This window comes from Prosthecobacter fluviatilis, from assembly GCF_042655725.1.
In the GTDB taxonomy this organism is placed as follows: Bacteria; Verrucomicrobiota; Verrucomicrobiia; order Verrucomicrobiales; family Verrucomicrobiaceae; genus Prosthecobacter; species Prosthecobacter fluviatilis.
In genome coordinates this window covers 16,043-36,701 of record NZ_JBHSMQ010000007.1, presented here as the reverse complement: position 1 = coordinate 36,701, position 20,659 = coordinate 16,043, and the positions used below count along the sequence as shown (strand labels likewise).

The 20,659-nt window shown below is 65.6% G+C and carries 8 protein-coding genes; 4 read left to right on the top strand and 4 right to left on the bottom strand.

Annotated elements, in window-relative coordinates; translation table 11 throughout:
• Positions 1-14 precede the first annotated feature (14 nt).
• Positions 15-11,459, top strand: a complete 11,445-nt coding sequence (locus ACFQDI_RS17815; protein ID WP_377169274.1) for a filamentous haemagglutinin family protein — start codon at positions 15-17, stop codon at positions 11,457-11,459.
• A gap of 43 nt (positions 11,460-11,502) precedes the next feature.
• Entirely contained in the window at positions 11,503-13,290 is a 1,788-nt protein-coding gene (locus ACFQDI_RS17810) for a hypothetical protein (RefSeq protein ID WP_377169272.1), read from the top strand.
• A gap of 52 nt (positions 13,291-13,342) precedes the next feature.
• On the opposite strand, the gene ACFQDI_RS17805 is transcribed toward ACFQDI_RS17810, so the two are convergent.
• The 4 genes from ACFQDI_RS17805 to ACFQDI_RS17790 form a co-directional block, all read right to left on the bottom strand.
• Entirely contained in the window at positions 13,343-13,570 is a 228-nt protein-coding gene (locus tag ACFQDI_RS17805; protein ID WP_377169270.1) for a TIGR03643 family protein, read from the bottom strand.
• Complete coding sequence (locus tag ACFQDI_RS17800; RefSeq protein ID WP_377169267.1) at positions 13,567-14,577, bottom strand: ADP-ribosylglycohydrolase family protein; 1,011 nt, start codon at positions 14,575-14,577, stop codon at positions 13,567-13,569. The genes ACFQDI_RS17805 and ACFQDI_RS17800 overlap by 4 nt, the downstream gene beginning before the upstream one ends.
• A 10-nt stretch (positions 14,578-14,587) precedes the next feature.
• A complete protein-coding gene (locus ACFQDI_RS17795) occupies positions 14,588-15,451 on the bottom strand; it encodes a hypothetical protein (protein ID WP_377169265.1) in 864 nt (287 codons plus the stop codon).
• A gap of 160 nt (positions 15,452-15,611) precedes the next feature.
• On the bottom strand, positions 15,612-16,598 hold the full coding sequence (locus tag ACFQDI_RS17790; RefSeq protein WP_377169262.1) for an NAD(P)/FAD-dependent oxidoreductase: 987 nt from the start codon (positions 16,596-16,598) through the stop codon (positions 15,612-15,614).
• 814 nt (positions 16,599-17,412) lie between these two features.
• On the opposite strand from ACFQDI_RS17790, the gene ACFQDI_RS17785 reads away from it, so the two are divergent.
• A complete protein-coding gene (locus ACFQDI_RS17785; RefSeq protein WP_377169260.1) occupies positions 17,413-19,527 on the top strand; it encodes an AAA family ATPase in 2,115 nt (704 codons plus the stop codon).
• Between the two features lie 32 nt (positions 19,528-19,559).
• Entirely contained in the window at positions 19,560-20,648 is a 1,089-nt protein-coding gene (locus ACFQDI_RS17780) for a 5-methylcytosine restriction system specificity protein McrC (protein WP_377169257.1), read from the top strand.
• Positions 20,649-20,659 lie beyond the last annotated feature (11 nt).

The following is a 20,659-nucleotide window of genomic DNA, read 5'->3' as shown; positions in this document are numbered from 1 at the left end:
TCTTTTTTTTTTTCATGATGCGCTCCAACAAGCCCCGCCGCCACCGTCAGCGGCTCCCATGGTTCCACGTCGTGCTTGTGCATGCACAGGTGCTTCTTCTGCTGCTGACGCCCTGCACGCAGGCGGGCGACATCCTGCACATGGCGGGGGCCGCAGGCGGCGGCACCGGCGGCACGGGGACGACCACGCCGAACAGCGCGGCGCCGGTGGACACGGCGGCGGCCACGGCGCAGGCGCAGGGACATGCGCAGGACATGCTGGCACGAAATACCATGGCCTTGCAGGCTGTGACGGCGATGCAGGAGGCGGCGCACGCTGCGGCGGCAGGCGCGACGAACGCGGGTGCGAACCCGAACTTCCCCGGACAGACGCTGCCTGACGTGCCGAACGGGCTGGGCACGGGGGGGCTGGACATCGCGGGAACGCCGACGGGGGCGAACGCGCCGACGCAGTCGATGGAGAATGCGCGCACGATTGTGAACATCCAGCAGACGCAGCAGCAGGCGCTGCTGTACTGGAACACGTTCAACGTGGGCAGCAGCACGACGGTGAAGTTTGACCAGAGCGCGGGCGGGGCGGATGCGGGGACGTGGATCGCGTTCAACAAGATCACGGACCCGTCGGGGAATCCGACGCAGATCCTGGGCTCGATCGAGGCGCAGGGGCAGGTGTACATCATCAACCAGAACGGGATCATCTTTGGCGCGGGGAGCGAGGTGAGCACGCATGCGCTGGTGGCGTCTGCGCTGCCGCTGAACGACAACCTGGTGACGCGGGGCCTGCTGAACAATCCGGACTCGCAGTTCCTTTTCTCGGCGCTGGCGCAGCCTGCGGGGACGAAGGGGCCGACGCCTGCGTACACGCCTCCGGCACCGCCGGCAGGAAAGATCGGGAGCGTGACGGTGCAGACGGGGGCGAAGATCACTTCCCCCACCTCTTCTGCAAACGTAGGGGGGCTGGTGGCGCTGATCGGGCCGAACGTGACGAACAACGGCAGGATCAGCACGCCGGACGGGCAGACGGTGCTGGCGGCGGGGATGCAGGTGGGCTTTACGGCGCATGCGTCCGGCGACGCGAGCCTGCGAGGGCTGGATGTGTACGTGGGCGATGTGGGGACCGAGGGAACGGTGACGAACAACGGCATCATCGACAGTGCGCGGGCAAACGTGACGATGGCGGGGAAAAACGTGAACCAGACGGGGGTGATCACGTCATCCACGTCGGTGACGCTGAACGGGCGGATCGACATCGACGCGAGCTACAACGCGACGCCGAACACGTTTTATGATTCGGTGAACCGGCCGAGCGACCCGCAGTTTCTGAAACGCTCCACGGGTGCGGTGGTGTTTGGGGCGAACAGCGTGACGCAGATCCTGCCGGAGTGGAGCAGCACGCAGACGGTGGTGGGGACAGAGCTGGCGCTGCGCTCGCAGATGAATGTGACCGGGCTGACGGTGTACTTTGGGCAGGACAGCGTGGTGTATGCGCCGAATGCGGTGGTGGCGGTGAGCGCGGGCGTGTGGGAGTACACCTCCTCCAATGCCGGAAGCACGAACACGCTGGTGCATTCCTCCGGGCAGATCTACCTGGACGAGGGTGCGGAGATCAATGTGCAGGGGTCCACGGATGTGAACGTGCCGGTGACGCAGTACATCCAGCAGATCACGCTGCGCCAGGCGGAGCTGGCGAACTTCCCGGTGCAGAAAAACAGCGGTCTGCTGAACTCGACGATCACGGTGGACCTGCGGAGGAGCGGGGTGAGGACGGATGGCAGCATCTGGTATGGCACGCCGCTGGCGGACCTTTCCGGGTATGTGGGCGTGATCCAGCGGACGGTGGGAGAGCTGACGACGGCGGGGGGCTCAGTGACGCTGAACGCAGGCGGGAGCGTGGTGCTGCAGACGGGTGCGCAGGTGGATGTTTCCGGCGGCTGGGTGGACTACGGCGGGAGCACGGTGCAGACGACGCAGCTGCTGCTCTCGAACCAGACGGTGGACATCGCGAATGCGGACCCGACGATCCGGTATGACGGCATCTACCAGCCGGGCAGCAGCACGACGGACCCGCGCTTTGGGGTGACGAGCAGCAGCGGCGCCATCTGGACGCCGGGGAGCTACTACCAGCCGGGCTACCTGCAGGGCGGGAGCGGCGGGAGCCTGAGCATCTCCGCAGCCGCGATGGCGCTGGACGGGGTGATGACCGGGCTGACGGTTTCCGGGCCCTATCAGCGAGAGATTCCGGCCGCCGCGTCATCTCTGGACCTGAAATGGCAGGCGGATGTTTCGGGCTTTCCGGACTTTCTTTTCAACTCGCCGACGCCGCCGCTGATTGAGTTTGGGACGACGGGGACGCAGGCGCCTGCGGGGGCGTTTACGGTGGACTCCAACGGGCTGCCGCTGGCGCTGAGCGCGGACCGGACCAACCATGTGATGCTCTCCCCCACCCTGCTGACGAGCAGCGGATTTGGCCGGCTGAGCGTGGTGAATTTTGACGGGCAGATCATCGTGCCGGAGGGCGTGACGCTGCAGACGCAGGTGCTCGGGGCGGTGACGCTGGTGGGCGCGAATGTGAGCGTGCTGGGGAGCATCGTGGCTCCGGGCGGGGAGATCACTCTCAAGGCGTACAACATTTCTCCGGCTGAGATGGCGCGGCTGACGCGGCAGCCACCGGCCGCAGACCCGGCGCCGAACAGCGGGCGCGGCGTGCTGACGCTGGGCGCGGCGTCTGTGCTGAGCACGGCGGGACTGCTGGTGAATGACGTCACGGCCGCCGGGCTGGCGGAGGCGCGGCCGATCATCATCCAGGGCGGCAGCATCACGGCAGAGGCCTACTCGATCGTGGCGCAGGAGGGCAGTGTGCTGGATGTGTCCGGCGGTGTGTACCTGAGGACCAACGGGACCTTTCAGTATGGGAATGCGGGCACGCTGAGCCTGCTGGCAGGGGCCAACCCTGACTACTCGTACCGGGTGGGGTCGCAGGACATTCACCTGGACCTGAAGGGGGTGACGGGTGGGACTTTTGAGCTGGGCTCGACGATGCTGGGCTTTTCCGGGGCGAAGGGCGGGACGCTGAACCTGCAGGCGCAGATGATCCAGGTGGGCGGGAGCACGGGGAATGCACAGACGCTGCTGCTGGATGCGGGGCTTTTCAGCCGAGGGGGATTTTCCACCTTTGACCTGACGGGATTTGGGACGGTGGGCGGCGCGGACTATCTGCCGGCAGTGAGCATCGCTGCGGGGACGCAGATCATGCCGCAGGTGATGAGCTACGTGGCCACTGCGAACAGCAGCGTGGCGGGAGGCATCAGCCTGACGCGGTGGCTGGCGCAGGAGGGGGTGAGGAATCCGGCGACGCTGAACTTCCATGCGCCGGGGCTGACGGATGACTTTTCCACGCTGCTGACGGTGCGCGGGGATTTTGTGATGGGTGCCAACTCCTCGATCGTGACGGATGCGCTGGGGGCGATCCACATCAATGCGCAGACGGCGAGCATCCTGGGCAGCCTGACGGCGCCGGGGGGCGAGATCGAGATCATCACGGCAGGGCAGTTCCCGACGCTGACGACGCTGAACAATGCGCAACCGACACTGTATGTGAGCGCGCAGAGCACCCTGTCCGCCGCCGGAAAGACGCTGCTGCTGCCGGACGCCTACGGGCGGAAGGTGGGCACGGTGCTGGCGGGCGGCACGGTGTACCTGCAGGGGAACATCGTGGCGGCAGCGGGGTCTGTGATGAATGTGTCCGGCACGAGCAACACTCTGGATGTGAACCTGGGATCTCTGGGGTATGCGGTGGGCACGGCGGCGCTGACGGCCACGGGGCTGCCGTCTGTGGGGCTGACGACGCAGCGCGCGCGCGTGGACACGAATGCGGGGAAGATCACGCTGGTGGGTGGCGAGGAGCTGTTTGTGGACAGCACGCTGCAAGGCTATGCGGGTGGCAGCAACGCGGTGGGCGGGACGCTGGCGGTTTCCTCCGGGCGCTTTTATGCGAGCGGGGTGATCGCGGACCCGCGTGACATCACGCTGTGGGTGCAGCAGTCCGGGACGGTGCTGCCTTCCACGTTTGGGGGGATCGGCAATCCGGTGAGAAATGCGGACACGAGCATCGTCCCGGGTGCGGGGTATTTTGCCGTGAGCTCGTTTTCCCAGGGCGGGTTTGACTCGCTGACGCTGGGCGGAAACGTGGGCTTTGTGGGTGCGGTGGACATCACTGCAGCGGGTGCGCTGAGCGTTGGGAGCAAGGGCATCATCCAGGCAGACAGCCAGGTGAACCTGACGGCCTCGTATGTGTCGCTGGGGCGGGCTTTTGTGAACCCGCAGCAGCCGCAGGAGGTGCTGACGCCGTTTACCAAGATCTCCGACACGGGGGCTTTGAACTTCTTCTACTTCAGCCCGACGTACGGAAGCGGGACGGTGAATGTGACGGCGAAGCTGATCGATGTGGGGACGCTTTCCCTGCAAGGGGTGGGGCAGCTGAACCTGATGGCTGACAACGGAGCGATCCGGGGAGACGGCGTGCTGGATGTGGCGGGCAGCATCTACATGCGGGCGGCGCAGATCTACCCGCCGACGGCGGTGAGCTTCAACGTGTTTGCGTATGACTACATGAGCGGCGGGAGCTCGCACGCGGGCTCGGTGACGATCGTGGGGTCCGGGCAGCAGCCGCTGCCGCTCTCTGCGGGAGGGACGCTGGGGATCTACGCCTCTGAGATCACGCAGGGTGGCACGCTGGTGGCACCGTTTGGGACGATCAATCTGGGGTGGGACGGGATAGGCGGCTGGGATGGTGCGCAGAGCGGGCCGGTGGACCTGATCACGAACCAAACAGCGCCGGTGACGAGGCAGCTGACGCTGCTGACGGGGAGCGTGACGTCCGTGTCTGCTGTGGATCCGCTGACGGGCCAGGGACTGACGATTCCGTATGGCATCAATCTGAACGGCACCTCGTGGATCGACCCGCGGGGCATCGACATCACCGGGGGTGGCGGGCCGGAAAAGGCGGTGCATCTCTCGGCGCTGAATGTGAGCACGCAGACGGGGTCTGTGATCAATCTTTCAGGAGGCGGGGAGCTGTATGCGTACCGCTGGGTGACGGGGAACGGCGGGACGAACGATGTGCTGGCGTCCGAGGGGAGCTTTGCGGTGCTGCCGGGATATGCGGCGGATTATGCGCCGTTCGGGGCGTACAACTCGACGGCCTCCGGTGCGACGCTGGGAACTGACAAGGGCTACACGAACTCGACGCTGCATGTGGGAGACAAGATCTACCTGGGTGCGTCTCCGGGGATGGCGGCGGGTGTGTACACGCTGCTGCCTGCGAGGTATGCGCTGCTGCCGGGTGCGTTTCTGGTGACGCCGGGCAGCGGTGCGCCGGCAGGGAGCCAGCTGCTGCCCAGCGGGGCCTACACGGTGAGCGGCTACCGGTTTGACGGGCTGAACAGCAACGTGGTGTCCGAGGCGCTGATGAGCAGCTTTGAGGTGGCAGCCGGGAGCGTGGTGCGCAAGTCGGCGCAGTATGATGACTATGTGGCGAGCACCTTCCTGAAAGCGCAGGCGGCACAGCTGGGCGTGGCGGTGCCGCAGCTCCCTGCGGATGCGGGGCATGTGGTGCTGCAGGCGGTGCAGTCGATGCTGCTGCAGGGGACGCTGATCGGGCAGACGGGGACGGGCGGGAACGGTGCGCTGGTGGACATCAGCAGCCCGGTGGACATCGTGATCAGCAGCCCGGGAGCGGCGCCGGTGAGCGGCAAGCTGCAGCTGGACTCCGCGAGCCTGAGCCTGATCGGGGCGGGGAGCCTGCTGATCGGCGGTGTGCGTACGTCGGGGACGGACGGGACGCATGTGACGGTGAGTACGAACAACCTGACGGTGGACAATGCGGGCAGCACGCTGAGCGGCACGGAGGTGCTGCTGGTGGCGAAGCAGGTGCTGGAGGTGAAGTCGGGCTCGCAGATCGTGCAGGGCACGGCGGGGACGGCGAGCAGCACGGAGAAGCTGATCTTTGGCAGTGCGGGCAGCACGGGCAGCGGAGACGGTGCGCTGGTGCGGGTGGGGAGCAGTGCGAATGCGACGATCACACGGCTGGGGCGCTCGGGCTCGACACTGCCGACGCTGATCGTGGGAAGCGGTGTGCTGCTGCAGGGGAACAGCCTGGTGCTGGACACGACCTATGGGACGAGCCTGGATGCGGGCGCTGTTTTGAACAGTGCGAACATCGCGCTGAACAGCGGGAGCCTGGCGCTGCAGCTGGACAGCACGGTGGCGGTGCCGCCGACGACGGGGCTGGTACTTTCAGGCACAGCGCTGCAAAGCCTGGCGAGCGCGAAGACGCTCTCCCTGCTGAGCTACACGACGCTGGACATCTACGGAGCGGGCCAGGTGGGCAACAGCTCGCTGGTGAACCTGGAGGTGCATGCGGGGCAGATCCGGGGCTTCAACCAGGGCGGCGGGACGGCGGCCTTTGTGGCGCAGAACCTCCTGGTGGACAACAGCGCGAACGCGGCGAACGGCACGGCGGTGGCGGGGAACGGTACGCTGAGCTTTAGCGCGAATGTGATACGGCTGGGGAGCGGCACGCTGCAGGCCAACCAGTTCAGCGCGGTGCAGATGCAGGCGAGCTCCGGGGTGCAGCTGGAGGGGAACGGAGGATTCACGACGAACGCGGCGCTGACGATCACGACGCCGGTGATTGCCGGGCTGGCCGGTGCGGTGCAGAGCATCCGCTCTGACGCGGCGCTGATGATCCAGGCGCCGGTGAGCAGTGGCACGGCCCTGGCGACGAACGGCCTGGGAGCAAGCCTGAGCCTGCAGGGAGCGCGGGTGGAGGTGGACACGCTGGTGAAGCTGCCGAGCGGCAGCCTGAAGGTGCTGGCGACGAACGGGGACGTGGTGGTGAACGGCACGCTGGACCTGAGCGGCGTGAGGCGTGACTTTCAGGATGTGAGCACGTTTACGAGCGGCGGCCAGGTGAGCCTGACCTCCAGCACGGGCAATGTGAGCCTGGGTGCGACGGCGGTGGTGAATGTCTCCGCCAATGCGGGCGGCGGGAACGCGGGCTCTGTGAGCATCAGCGCGCCTACGGGGATGCTGACGGTGGCGGGTGGAGCGACCATGTCCGGCCTGGCGGGCACGGGCGGGGTGAACGGCAGCTTTACGCTGGATGTGAGCAGCCTGGGCGGGCTGCTGCTGGGCAGCATCGCGGGCACGGCGAGCGCCTCCTTCACGGAGTCTCTGAGCGTGCGGGTGCGGACGGGGGATGTGGTGATCAATGACACGATCAAGGCGCACCAGTTCCAACTGGCGGCGGATGCGGGTTCCATCACCGTGGGCAGCACGGGGAAGATCGACGCCTCGGGAACGACGGGCGGCACGATCCGGCTGGTGGCGCGCAAGGATGTGGTGCTGCAGGGGGACAGCGTGAACAACCGGGGGGCGACGCTGACGGTGGCGGCGCAGAAGTTTGACTCTGCGGGCAAGGGCGGGGCGGTGTCTCTGGAAGCAGGAGCCGCGGCGCTGGTGAGCGGGACGTATGGCGTGGGCACGGGCACGGTGGACATCCAGAGCCTTTCGAGCATCAATCTTTCGGTGGCCGCCCAGACTGCTGCGAGCGCGGGGCTGGGACAGTTCAGCGGAGTGCTGCACCTGCGTGCGCCGCAGATTTCCGGCGGCACGGATGTTTCGGTGAACGCGATCCAGGGCACGATCACGGGAGCGTCGAGCGTGACGGTGGAGGGCTACTTCATCCAGGACCTGACCAGCTCCGGGGGGACGATCACGAGCACGGTGCAGAGCACGGTGCAGAGCAATGGGAACACCTTCCTGGGAGCGGGCTACACGGCGATGTACAACCGGATCGTGGGCACCAACCCGCTGAACTCGGGCCTGGGGTCTGTGCTGGTGCTGCAGCCGGGGGCGGAGATCGTGAACCGCAGCGGGGACCTGACGCTGGGGACGACGTCGTCCACGACGACGAGCGACTGGAATCTTTCCACCTTCCGGTTTGGGACGAAGGCGGCGCCGGGGGTGCTGACGCTGCGCGCGGCGGGCAACCTGGTGTTTTACAATGCGCTGAGCGACGGCTTCACGCCGACGCTGGCAAACAGCAACGCCTCCTGGCTGTGGCTGGCGCCAGTGACGACCCAGGTGAGCACGCTGCCGGTGAACACGCAGTCGTGGTCCTACCACTTGACAGCGGGGGCGGATCTCTCGGGCGTGGACTTCCACACGGTGCAGCCGATGAGCACGCTCTCCGGCCAGAGCGGCCTGCTGAATGGCGCGACGGCGGGGTCTGTGCTGGTGGGCAAGAACGGCGGGCTGGCCCTGCCAACGACGCCGGGGACGAATGCAACGACGAGCTCGGCGATTTCAAGACTGTACCAGGTGATCCGCACGGGGACGGGAGACATCGACATTTCGGCCGGGGGTGATGTGATTTTGCTGAACCAGTTTGCGACGATCTACACGGCGGGCGTGGGCGTGCAGAGCGCGACGTCGGTGTTTGCGAGCAATGACTTTGTAGTGCCGGTGCTGTCGAAGGCCGGGACGCAGCCTGCGCAGGGGCCGCTGGGGGTCATCCAGCAGACGTATGCGGCCAGCTACACGATGGCAGGCGGGAATGTGTGGGTCTCCGCAGGGAACGACATCACGCACAAGACGCAGAACACGCAGGGCGTGCTGATCGATGACTCTGAGAGGCAGCTGCCGGTGAACTGGCTGTACCGGCGCGGGTTTGTGGACCCGCTGACCGGGCTGTTTGGCTCTGCCGGGGTGACGGGCAATCCGCTGACGACGCTGAACGACCCGACGGCGTCCACGACGTGGTGGGTGGACTTCAGCAACTTCTTTGAAGGCGTGGGCGCGCTGGGCGGCGGCAATGTGACGCTGAAGGCCGGACGTGATGTGGCGAATGTGGACGCGGTGTCTGCGACGAACGCACGCATGCCGGGCAAGGACCCGAGCACGGGGCTGAACGTGAAGCCGGACGCGGACAAGCTGCTGCAGCTGGGCGGTGGCAATGTGGTGGTGGAGGCGGGACGCAACATCGACGGCGGTGTGTACTACGTGGAGCGCGGACGCGGGACGCTGACTGCGGGCAACAGCATCACGACGAACGCCACACGCACGCTTTCGCTGGGGATTCTGAACGGCTTCAACGCGCCGATCATCAAGGACTCGAGCACGTGGCTGCCGACGACGTTGTTTGTGGGGGATGCGACGTTTGACGTGAGCGCGAAGAAGGATGTGCTGCTGGGCCCGGTGGCGAACCCCTTTCTGCTGCCGCAGGGGATGAGCAACCGCTACTGGTACAAGACGTACTTCTCCACCTACACGGCGAACAGCGGCGTGAATGTGTCCTCCCTGGGCGGGAGCGTGACCTTCCGCGAGGCTGCGACGCCCGGGAACACGACGGCGGACCCGCTGCTGTACCAGTGGCTGACGAATGTGCTGCTGTTTAACACGTCGGCGACGCAGAACGCCTCCTACAGCCAGCCGTGGCTGCGGCTGGCGGAGTCCTCCACGAATGCGTTTGCGTCCGTGTCCTCGATCATGCCGCCGACGCTGAAGGCGACGTCCTTCTCCGGGGATGTGAACCTGGTGGGTGCGCTGACGCTGTTCCCTTCGGCAGTGGGCACGATCGACCTGCTGGCGGCGGGCTCGGTGAACGGGCTGCGCCCGACGGGGACCTCGACGCAGCTGGTGCCGGGGCAGACGGTGGTGAGCTGGGGAGCCTCGACGATCAATCTTTCGGACGCAAACCCGCTGGCCATCCCCTCCTACTACACGCCGTATGCGTATGCGACGCTGGCGGGCAAGGCGGGGACGGCGAACACGAGCGCGAACGGCTTCCTGTCGTTCATCGAAAACCTGTTCAACGAGACGGGCTCCACCTCCGGGGTGTCGTCTGTGCTGCAGAACAAGCAGTCGCTGCATGCGCCGGGGGTGCTGCATGCGAACGACCGCACGCCGGTGCATATTTATGCGAGCACGGGAGACATCACGGGAATCACCTTCTACTCGGCGAAGCAGGCGCAGATCATCGCCGGAAACGATGTGTCTGACATCTCCTTCTACATTCAGAACACGCGTGCGGACAGCACGTCGATCGTGGCCTCGGGGCGCGACATCATCGCCTACAATGAGAACACGCTGTCACGCATCCAGTCGCGGCTTGCGGGGAATTCGCTGATCATCGGGCAGTCGGCGCTGGCGGGAGACATCCAGATCAGCGGTCCGGGAAGCCTGGAGGTGCTGGCAGGGCGGAACCTGGACCTGGGCACGGGGGCGAACAAGACGGACGGCACGGGGGTGGGGATCACGAGCATCGGGAACGGGCGCAATCCCTACCTGCCGTTTGGCGGGGCGGACATCACGGTGGCCGCCGGGATGGGCGGTGCCGCGCTGGGGCTGGGTGGCTCGGGGATGGATTTCACGACATTCATGACGCAGTTTGTGAACTCGGCCGCGGGTACGCGCTACCTGGGTGAGCTGGCGGAGATGCTGGGGGTGACGACGGTGAACCTGAACGACCCTGCGCTGACGCCGGAGCAGCAGAAGCAGCTGGCGCTGGCGGTGTACTACCTGGTGCTGCGGGACGCGGGCCGCGACCACAACAATCCGGAGAGCCCGAATGCGGGAACGTACACGGACGGCTTTGCGGCGATCTCTGCGCTGTTCCCGACGACGACGACGGGCACGATCCACACGCAGGCGCGTGACATCCGCACGAAGAGCGGCGGGGACATCAACATCCTGACGCCGGGAGGCGGGCTGGAGATGGCCTCGACGACGATCGGCAGCACGCTGGCGCCGCCGGGGATCATCACGGAGTCGGGCGGGAACATCAACATTTTTGCCGACAAGGATGTGACGATCGGGATCGCGCGTATCTTCACGCTGCGTGGGGGTGATATTATGATCTGGTCTTCGCAGGGAGACATCGCGGCGGGCTCGTCTTCCAAGACGGTGCAGTCGGCGCCGCCGACGCGGGTGCTGATCGACCCGCAGAGTGCGAATGTGGCGACGGACCTCGCGGGTCTGGCGACGGGCGGGGGCATCGGGGTGCTGGCGTCGGTGGCGGGCGTGAAGCCTGGGAACGTGGACCTGATTGCGCCGGTGGGTGCGGTGGACGCGGGTGACGCGGGCATCCGTGCGACGGGAAACCTGAACATCGCGGCGACGATCGTGCTGAATGCGGCAAACATCTCGGTGGGCGGCACGAGCGCGGGTACGCCTGCGGCGCCTGCGGTGGCGGCCCCGAGCCTGGGCGGACTGGCGGCGGCGTCCAGCAGCGCGGCGGCGGCGACGTCTGCCACGAACAGCCAGGCTCCGTCGCAGAACAAGGAGGAGCAGGCGCTCTCGCAGGAGCAGCCGTCGGTGATCACGGTGCAGGTGATCGGCTACGGCGGCGGAGATGGAACGGATGAACGCAAACGCCGCAATGACCAGCCGGGTGAGTGAGTGATGTGCACAGCACTCCCCTGCCCTTTCCTTTTTTCAGACCATGGCCTTTCAATTTGACTCGAACTCGCAGCAGAAGATCCCTGAGATGCAGCCGCCGAGGGAGCGGATCGGGAAATTTTCACTGCTGACGATGGGGGCGTTCATGCTGCTGATCGTGTGCCTGGTGGGGTGGCACCCGGCGACGTCGGCGGTGCGCGCGATGCTGGCACGGAGGAATGTGAAGGAGGTGCTGGCGGCAACGGAGGCGAAGGACTGGGTGAGGGCGCACCAGGCGCTGATGCTGGCGCGCCAGCGTGCGCCTGAGGATGTGGAGGTGATCCTGGCGACGGTGGAGTTTCTGAAGGCGACGGGCTCTGACCCGGGAGGGCTGGCGCAGGCGCTGCAACGGCTGAAGCAGAAACGGCCGCTGACGGCGGAGGAGGAGCTGGTGCTGGGACGCGCGCTGATCAGCAGCGGGAAGACGAAGGATGCGCGTGAGGTTTACGAGAAGCTGCCGGCCAAGGAGAGCACGCAGCAGCCGGGGCTGGAGCTGCTGTCGAGCATCCTGACGGCCGAGGGGCACGGGAAGGAGGCGGCGGAGATCGCGCAGCGTGCGGCGGCACAGGGGACGGCGGGCGAAAAGACGCCGGAGGCGCACCTGCAGGCGGCGGTGGCGGACCTGGGCAGTCATTTTGCGGAGGTGCAGGGGCAGGCGCAGAAGCAGCTGTGGGAGCTGGCGGAGCTGGGCTCGAAGACGGGGATGGATGCGATCCTGCGGCTGAGTGTGGCGCCCGGGCTGACGGTGCCGGAGGCGGAGCGCCTGCTGGCGCTGGAGGAGAACCACCCGCAGCATGCGCTGGGGACGCGGCTGACGGTGGTGTCTGCACAGATGCGGCTGCAGCCGGAGCTGCGCGCGAAGCTGGCGGAGGCGGAGGTGCGGCGCTTCAAGGAGGACAAGAGCGGACGGCTGGAGGACATGGCCTTCTGGCTGATGCGGGAGAAATTTAACGAGGAGGTGCTGCGGCTGGTGCCGATGGAGATGGTGGCGCAGTCACGCGAGCTGTACCCCATCGTGGTGCAGACGCTGTCCCAGGCGGAGCGGTGGGAGGAGCTGCAGAAGCTGCTGAAAACGCCGAACCCGCCGGTGCCTGCGAGCCTGGTGGACCTGGCGATGGCGGAGGTGCTGAGCCACCTGAAGCCCGACCTGCGGGAGTGCCGGCAGCTGCTGCAGGGCACGGTGCTGAATGCGGCGCAGGCGGGGGATGTGGCGACGCTGCAGGCGGCGGGGGCGCTGGCGGAGCAGCTGAGCTTTGCGGATGTGTCCTGCCAGGCCTACCGCGCGGCGGGGATGAAGGCTGCGGAGAACAACGCGAGCGAGGCGGCGCTGCAAAACCTGCAGAAGGGTGCGGAGCTGGCGCTGCGCGCCAAGGACACGGAGATGCTGCTGGATGTGGCGCGGAGGCTGCACATCCTGAGCCCGAGCAGCGCGGTGTTTGCGGACCGCTTTGAGTACCTGCGGCTGGTGCTGGGGGTGGAGATGGAGCTGGTGGATGTGAAGGGGCTCATGAAGCAGCCGGAGGGAAGCCCGGCTGCGGGGGTGACGCTGGAGCGCATCCCGCCGGAGCTGCTGCTGGCGCTGGCGGCGTATCGCGCGGGAGATCGTGCAGAGATGGAGAAACACCTGGCCTCCCTGCCCCGTGCGGAGGGCCTCTCCCCTGGCCCGCGTGCGGTGGCTGCGGGACTGCTGACGCTGGTGGGGAAAGCGGACCGCGCGTTTCAACTGGCGGAGAAGATCCAGGGAGCGCTGCTGCTGGATGAGGAGAAGGCGTTTCTGATGCGGGCGCTGTGAGGGATGCGGGCGAGTGCAGGGAGTGGCTTGCGCCGGCCCGCCTGCAGTTACGTCAGCCTTTGAGCCTTAGCTCAAGCAGCTTGCGGTGTTTGGTAACGCGACCGCTGACGCGCTTCCGCCAGCAGCGGAAGCTGGAGGGCTTGAGTTCGCGGCGCATGAGGTCGATGACCTGGCTTTCCACCAAGCCGGTGCGCTCTCTGATTTCTTCAAAGCTGGTGCGGTCCTCCCAGGCGAGGCGCACGACGAAAGAGGTCAGCTCACTGCTGAGGCGGGTCTTCATGGACGAGTGACGAGGGTTTCGATCTGACGTTTGAGGTGCGTGGCATCAGCGATGCCATCGACATATCTTTGAGGGATCTTTGAAACGCCGACCGCAGCGCCGATGAGCGCACCGAGGACGGCGCCACGATGGCAGTTGTCACCGCCGACATTGGCATTGGCGATGACGCCACTTTCAAAGTCATCCGCATATTTCCATGCCAGATACAAGGATGCGGGGAAGGCCTCGGCAATGTAGCAGGCGGGACTGAGGTGCCTGCCGATCACGACTTCGTCGGGGCATTGGGACCATTCCCGCGCTTTGCGCCGAGAGAACCAGTCATTGCCATGGGCGAGGATGGCCTCACGCAGTGGCGCGCCCTTGAGCAGGTCACAGACAATCCTGACCATGGCGTCTGCTGCGGCCAGCACTTCAGGGGAGCGGTGGGTGAGACTGATGTGCTCGCGGACGGCTGCGCGTGTGGCGCTGAGGTCGCCGCGAAAACTGACGCATAGCACAGCGACATGGGCCAGCCCGCCGATGTGGATGTCTGTGCCGGCGCATTTTCGCGGTGCGGTGCCGCGCGCATAGGCGGTGAAGAATTTACGATGACACTCCTCGATGTAGGTGTCCCGATGCCTCCCCGGCGTGAGCATGAAGCCGATGTAACGTGTGAGGTAGTCGTCCGCATCGTAGGAGCCGCAGGCGATGAGGGAGTCCAGCAAGACTTTGGCGAGCTGGAGGTTGAGCGTGTTTTCGCCTTTGCGCAGGAATTGGTGATAGTGAATGCCGCGCTGCCCCCAGTAACGTGCCTGATCATGCAGGATCTCGCCACGGGCATTGAGCGCGGTGTATTCAGAGCGCCAGAGAATGCTGCCGGGATGCGGAGACTTCGGCGCCGCATAGTCACGGACGATGCCGTAGTCCTGCCGCAGCGCTGAGCGGTCGTAGTACCAATGCACGGGCATGGCGAGGGCATCCCCGATGAAGCCGCCCATGGCGAGGCCGGTGAGTGAGTCCGGAGACATCTCCATAAGATCAGTGTGGGAGCGCCGGGGTGGGCCGGGCTGCCTTGTCAGTCCAGCGGTCGAGTTTTAAATCGTGGGCGCGCAGGCCGCGATTGATCTCCAGGCCGCGAAGATTCCAGTGATGGGCATGCAGCTTGAAAGGGCAGCGGATGCGCTCGTCAAAGTCGGTCGGCCAAAGGACGCCGTCGATTTTTTTGAACTGACGGAAGGTCACGTCCACCTCGGCTCCACGGGTGCTGTCGAGGCCGTTGAGTGTGAGGCGCACGCGGCGCAGCACTTTGCTGCCGCGGTCGATATGGAGGATGCAGCGGTCCTCTTCTGCCATGCCCAAACCTGGGCGCAGGATGGCGAGCACTTCATCACACAGGGCCTCATCCACGAGGGATTCGCCATTCATGGCGAAGACGGTGCCGCTTTGCTGGAAGTAGAATGGCCCGAGCAGAAAGAGAGTGTAGGCATCCGCCACGAGCGCGGCGGCCTGATTGGCCCCGGCTTCCCGGGACAGGGTGCCGTTGTAGGCGATGGCGATCTGACCGGGGGAGCGCAGCACTTTTTTCACGCCTCCGGGGCCGGTGTGCGTTTGCGCGATGATTCGGGGCGAGAGGATGATGCGCTCCTGGGAGACTCCACGAAATTTCGAGTCCACCAGAACAGGCTGAAAGCGTGGGCCGATGGACGCCCACCTGCCTTCATAGCTGACGCTGAGATCCCTGATGCGATCAAACGCTGCGCGTCCATGAGCCTTCTGTGAGGCGGTGACGAGTGCCAGCGCCTGGGGCTCTGAGGTGGTGATGGGACGGGTGCAGATCTGCCTGGAAGCGCAGGAACTGAGCAGGCCGATCAGCAAGATGAGCATCCAGGGAGTTTGTTTCATGAGGCAAAGGGTGGCGGGCGGAAATCGCCAGAGCCTTTACGGACGGCGGAAGTCGTGGGGACCAAGTTTCTCACGCCTTGTCAAACTTCAGGCGGTGCGGGTGTGGCGCAGCCGGCCATGGTCACTGAGGCAAAAGCTGTGCGGCGCGACGGCCCGGATCTCAGGGATGAGGCAGGTGGGCCAGCAGGGTCTCGGCAGCGGCAAATCCGGAGAGAGCCGCGCCTTCGACTCGCGGCCCTGCAAAGGCGTCTCCGGCGATGACGAGGGGTGGAGATGCCTGCAAGAGGGCGCAGGGATGAGCATCGACCTGGAGGGGCTTGCTGTAGCGCCAGCCGTGGACCTGGTAGCTGACCACTTCGGCACCCAGCCAGGGGCGTGCAGCCTCAAGCAGCATGCGCCCGCTTTCCATGCGATCTTCATCCCAGTGCGCGAGGCTGAACTCATGGGTGGCATGAATCGTGACCGCAGGCTCTGCGGAGATGCCTTTGAGCTGATTGTCGGCAATCCATGAGACGGGGCCGCTGGCCGGCGCAAATCCGCCTGGAGGGGGAATCAAAGAGGGCTCTTTGAGCACGGCCATGACGGCCAGGCAGCGCTCGTATTGAATGGATTCGAGCCGCGTCCGCATCGCTGGATCGAGCTCGATTTCACCGGTGGCCAGCAGGGCGAGCGATTGGGGCACCGGTGGTGTGAGCAGCACGGCCGCCGCGGAGTAACAATCTCCGGTGCTCGTCTCGACCGAATAGCGATCTGCGGCAGGTCTGAGGGCCACGACCTGCTTTTCCATTCGTGCTTCCAGGCCCTGGGCCAGATACTTGGCGAAGGCGGTCATGGCTGGCCGCCCCCGCCAGCGCGTGTGGCCGTCTGCCGCAGCGGAGAAGCCCCGGCACCATTCCTGCATGATGCCAGCCTGCGCGCCTTGTTTGAGGATCTCTTCAAAACGGGCATCACGGGTGGTGATGAACTGCGCCCCGTGATCGAAGGTGGCGGCACCGATGCGACGACTGGCAAGCCTGCCGCCCAGACCACGTCCTTTATCCAGCAAAAGCACGCTGCGACCACCCCGCTGGATCTCACGCGCCGCGATGAGGCCGGAGACACCGGTGCCAATGATCAGCACATCCACGGGAGGTTCATGAGTCGGCATGGTGTTTTTCAAAAGAGGGGAGCTGGGGTGTGTCTTTGCTGGTGGGAGCTACTTTTACGCTTGAGGGCTGCGAACGGTTCATGGCATGAGCGTTTCATGCCTCGTGAATTGATTGACTGCGGAGTTTTGGGGAGAGGATGAGATGCGGAGAATGTGTGGCACTCAGTGCTCAGTGGACTGCGGAGGGGTGGAGTGGCGGAGTGGCGGAGTGGTGGATGCATGCGCGGGTGCGCTGGACGGTGCGAGAGCGTGAGGGATCGGGACGATCCCTCTCCGCCGGAGGGCTGGCGTGTGCGGAGCTCTGGCGGAGTGGGACCCTCTTGGTCCCAACACACTCCGCAAAGTCTGCGGCATGGCGTAACGGATGGGGGGGAGCCAGACCTGGCGCGGGGGCTGTGGGGGGCTATGGGGGGCTATGGGGGGCTATGGGGGGCTATGGGGGGCTGTGGGGGGTGATGTGGAATGCGGGGAGCGCTGGGTGTGGCGGGGGCGTGAGGGATCGGGACGATCCCTCTCCGCCGGAGGGCGGAGGCTCTGGCGGAGTGGGACCCTCTTGGTCCCACCACACTCCGCAAAGTCTGCGGCATGGCGTAACGGATGGGGGGAGCCAGACCTGGCGCGGGGGCTGTGGGGGGTGATGTGGAATGCGGGGAGCGCTGGGTGTGGCGAGAGCGTGAGGGATCGGGACGATCCCTCTCCGCCGGAGGGCTGGCGGAGTGGTGGATTCGGAGGCTCGTGGCATGACATTTGAGGTGCAGGCCTATGATAGGTGGCCATACTAGCGGTTTACCGACCTATTTCCTAACCACCTTTCATGACCTCTGTCTCTGCCGCCCAATGGCAGGAGCTGCGCGAGCGCTTCCTGCTGCGTTACCCTGATTTCATTGATTTCTCACAGCCGGGCCGGTTTGCGGAAAATGAGCTGAACTACAAGCGGGGCATTTTGCAGCGGTTTGAGGAGAGCGGGCTGCGGCAGCGCATCCCGGAGATGGTGGCGGAGGGAAAAGGCCAGGAGGTGATCAAGGCGCTGGTGAGGGTGAAGTTTGAAAACCTGATCACGGCGTTTCATTTCTGGTCGATCCAATTTGGCAGGACGGATGAGCAGGCCTGCACGGTGCTGCGGGGGCTGCTGGAGACGGTGGCTGTGCCCTACACGGGGCCTGAAACACTGCGCCCGCTGCTGGATGCGACCGAGGCGGCGGGGACCAAGGCGGACTGGGATGTGCTGAAAATCCTGTGGCTTTTCCGCCCGCAGGACTACTTCCCGGTGGGGATCTCGAAGATGCGGGCCTTTGCGTGGAAGCTGGATGTGCCGCTGGCGGGCAAGAAGCGGCTTTCAATGGAGCACTACCCGCCGCTGCGGGACTTTGTGCTGGGCTTTGGCCCTTTCATGGAAGCGTGGAAGCCGCAGGACCCGACGGACATCCAGAGCGTGGTGTGGGACATGGCCTACCATGAGCTGGGACAAGATGGCGGGAATGATGATGACGACGACCAGGAAGAGGAGCCTGCCGCAGTGTCTGTGGTGAAGGAGGCTGCGGTGGAGCAGCACGCGACGCCGAAGGGGCGCATGTGGGTGATCGCGGCAGGGAGGCAGGCGCAGTTTTGGGATGAGTGGCGCAAGGAGGGCTACATGGCGCTGGGATGGCAGATCGGGGATGTGAGCGTGATGAAGTCGAAGCAGGCGATCCTGGAGGCGCTGCTGGAGACGGAGGATGGCGGAGGCCAGAATGATGTGAGCACGATCCACCAGTTTGCGCGCGAGATTCAGCCGGGGGACCGGGTGTTTGTGAAGCAGGGGCGCAGCCGTCTGGTGGGCTGGGGGATCGTGGAGTCAGCCTATCGCTACGAGGCAGATGCGGACTACCCGCACCGCCGCTCGGTCAAGTGGGTGTCTCACGAGGTGCGTGCGCTGCCACCGCCCGCTCTGGCGATGAAGACGCTCTCGCCGATCCCACGCCATCATGCGCACTATCAGACGATCCGGCGGCTGTACCAGATCGATGCGGCAGACCCGGGGCCGCAAGTGGCGGCGAAGGCAGCGCCGTACACGCGGGAGGAGGCGCTGAGGGATCTTTTCATGCCAGGGGCGGAGATGGACCAGATCCTGGCGCAGCTGAAGCGGCGCAAGAATGTGGTGCTGCAGGGGCCGCCGGGTGTGGGGAAGACCTTTGTGGCGAAACGGCTGGCATTCCTGATGATGGGTGAGCGCGCAGCGGAGAGGGTGAAGATGGTGCAGTTTCACCAAAGCTACAGCTACGAGGACTTCATCCAGGGCTTCCGGCCATGCGCGGACGGGGGCTTCAGGCTGCACTTCGGGCACTTTTATGAGTTTTGCAAAACGGCGGAGGCGGACGCGGGGAACGATTACTTTTTCATCATTGATGAGATCAACCGGGGCAACCTTTCGAAGATCTTCGGCGAGCTGATGATGCTGCTGGAGCATGACAAGCGGGGGCCGGAGTTTTCGGTGGGGCTGGCGTACTCCAACGGTGAGGCGGAGGAGGCGGAGGAGTTTTCCGTGCCGGCGAATGTGCATGTGATCGGAACAATGAACACGGCGGACAAGTCGCTGGCGCTGGTGGACTTTGCGATGCGGAGGCGTTTTGCGTTTGTGAGCCTGCGCCCGCAGTTTGGGGAGGCGTATCAACGCTGGATGACGGAGGTGCGCGGAGCGCCTGCGGCCTTTGTGACGAGGCTGGTCAGCCGTGTGAAGAGCCTGAACGAGGAGATCGCGGCGGACAGACAGCTGGGGCCGGGGTGCTGCCTGGGCCACAGCTTTTTCACGCCGGGGCATGCGGTGCGACCGGAGGAGTGGCAGGCGTGGCTGGGAGATGTGGTGCGCGGGGAGGTGGAGCCGCTGCTGCTGGAGTACTGGCCTGAGGATGCGAGCCATGCGGAGCTGGCGGCTGCGGCGCTGCTGGCGTGAACCTGAACCACCTTCCCTCCCCTCTCTGCGCGATGTCACGCATACCGGTGCAAAACCTCTACTACCTGCTGTCCTATGCGTGGGACCTGCTGAGCGAGAGCGCGCCGGCGGAGGTGGCGATGGATGATACGCGCTCTGCGCCGGAGATGCTGGCGCTGCTGCTGGCGGGGGGCGTGGAGGCGCTGGGGAGGCGCGGGCTGTACCGTGACTACCAGGGCCGTGTGGAGGAGACCTCGCGGCTGCGGGGGAAGATCGACTTCATGACGAGTGTGCGGCGGCTGACGCACCTGGAGGCGCGGCTGGTGTGTGACTTTGACGAGCTGGGCACGGACAACCTGGTGAACGGCATCCTGCGTGCGACGCTGGACCGGCTGCTGGCCTCGGAGTCGATCTCGCGGGAGATCAGGATGCGGCTGAAGGAGGCGGCGGGAGTGCTGAGGGACGTGCCTGCGGCGCATCTGAGGCGGGGGTGCTTTCAAAGGGCGAAGGTGACGCGGCACCACCGTGCCTACCGCATGGCGCTTTCGGTGTGCGAGATGCTGTATGAGCTGGCGCAGCCGGATGCGAGCGGGAGGGCCTACCATTTTGCAGACCCCTGGGCGGACAAGGGGATGCCGCGGGTGTTTGAGACGTTTGTGCGAAACTTCCTGAGCAGACACCTGCCCGGGGCTGCGGTGGGTGCGCGGCGCCTGAGCTGGGATGCAAGGGGCGACACGGAGGAGGCGCAGGCGCTGCTGCCGGGGATGGTGACGGATGTGACGATCGAGTGGGGTGACGAGCGCTGCGTGGTGCTGGACTGCAAGTTTTACGAGAACAGCTTTACGGAGCGCTTTGACCAGATGCGGCTGAAGTCTGAAAACCTGTACCAGATGGCGGCCTACCTGCACCACCACCCGCTGCGGGCGAAGGGCGGGACGATGCATGGGGTGCTGCTGTACCCGACGGTGGAGGCGGACTTTCTGCACGAGTATGACTTCATGGGGCACCGGCTGATGATCGCGAGCGTGGACCTGGGGCAGCGCTGGCAGGGCATCCATGAGCGGCTGCTGGAGATCGTGAGGAGATCCGGTTTAAAAGCAGGCGGATCAACCCATGGAGCCTTTCAGCAACAGCTGTCATAAACAGACCGCGG

What these genes read in the sequence shown, in the direction of transcription:
- ACFQDI_RS17815 (WP_377169274.1), top strand. Translation starts at nt 15, where the DNA reads ATGATGCGCTCCAACAAGCCCCGCCGCCACCGTCAGCGGCTCCCATGG.
- ACFQDI_RS17810 (WP_377169272.1), top strand. Translation starts at nt 11,503, where the DNA reads ATGGCCTTTCAATTTGACTCGAACTCGCAGCAGAAGATCCCTGAGATG.
- ACFQDI_RS17805 (WP_377169270.1), bottom strand. Translation starts at nt 13,570, where the DNA reads ATGAAGACCCGCCTCAGCAGTGAGCTGACCTCTTTCGTCGTGCGCCTC.
- ACFQDI_RS17800 (WP_377169267.1), bottom strand. Translation starts at nt 14,577, where the DNA reads ATGTCTCCGGACTCACTCACCGGCCTCGCCATGGGCGGCTTCATCGGG.
- ACFQDI_RS17795 (WP_377169265.1), bottom strand. Translation starts at nt 15,451, where the DNA reads ATGAAACAAACTCCCTGGATGCTCATCTTGCTGATCGGCCTGCTCAGT.
- ACFQDI_RS17790 (WP_377169262.1), bottom strand. Translation starts at nt 16,598, where the DNA reads ATGCCGACTCATGAACCTCCCGTGGATGTGCTGATCATTGGCACCGGT.
- ACFQDI_RS17785 (WP_377169260.1), top strand. Translation starts at nt 17,413, where the DNA reads ATGACCTCTGTCTCTGCCGCCCAATGGCAGGAGCTGCGCGAGCGCTTC.
- ACFQDI_RS17780 (WP_377169257.1), top strand. Translation starts at nt 19,560, where the DNA reads ATGTCACGCATACCGGTGCAAAACCTCTACTACCTGCTGTCCTATGCG.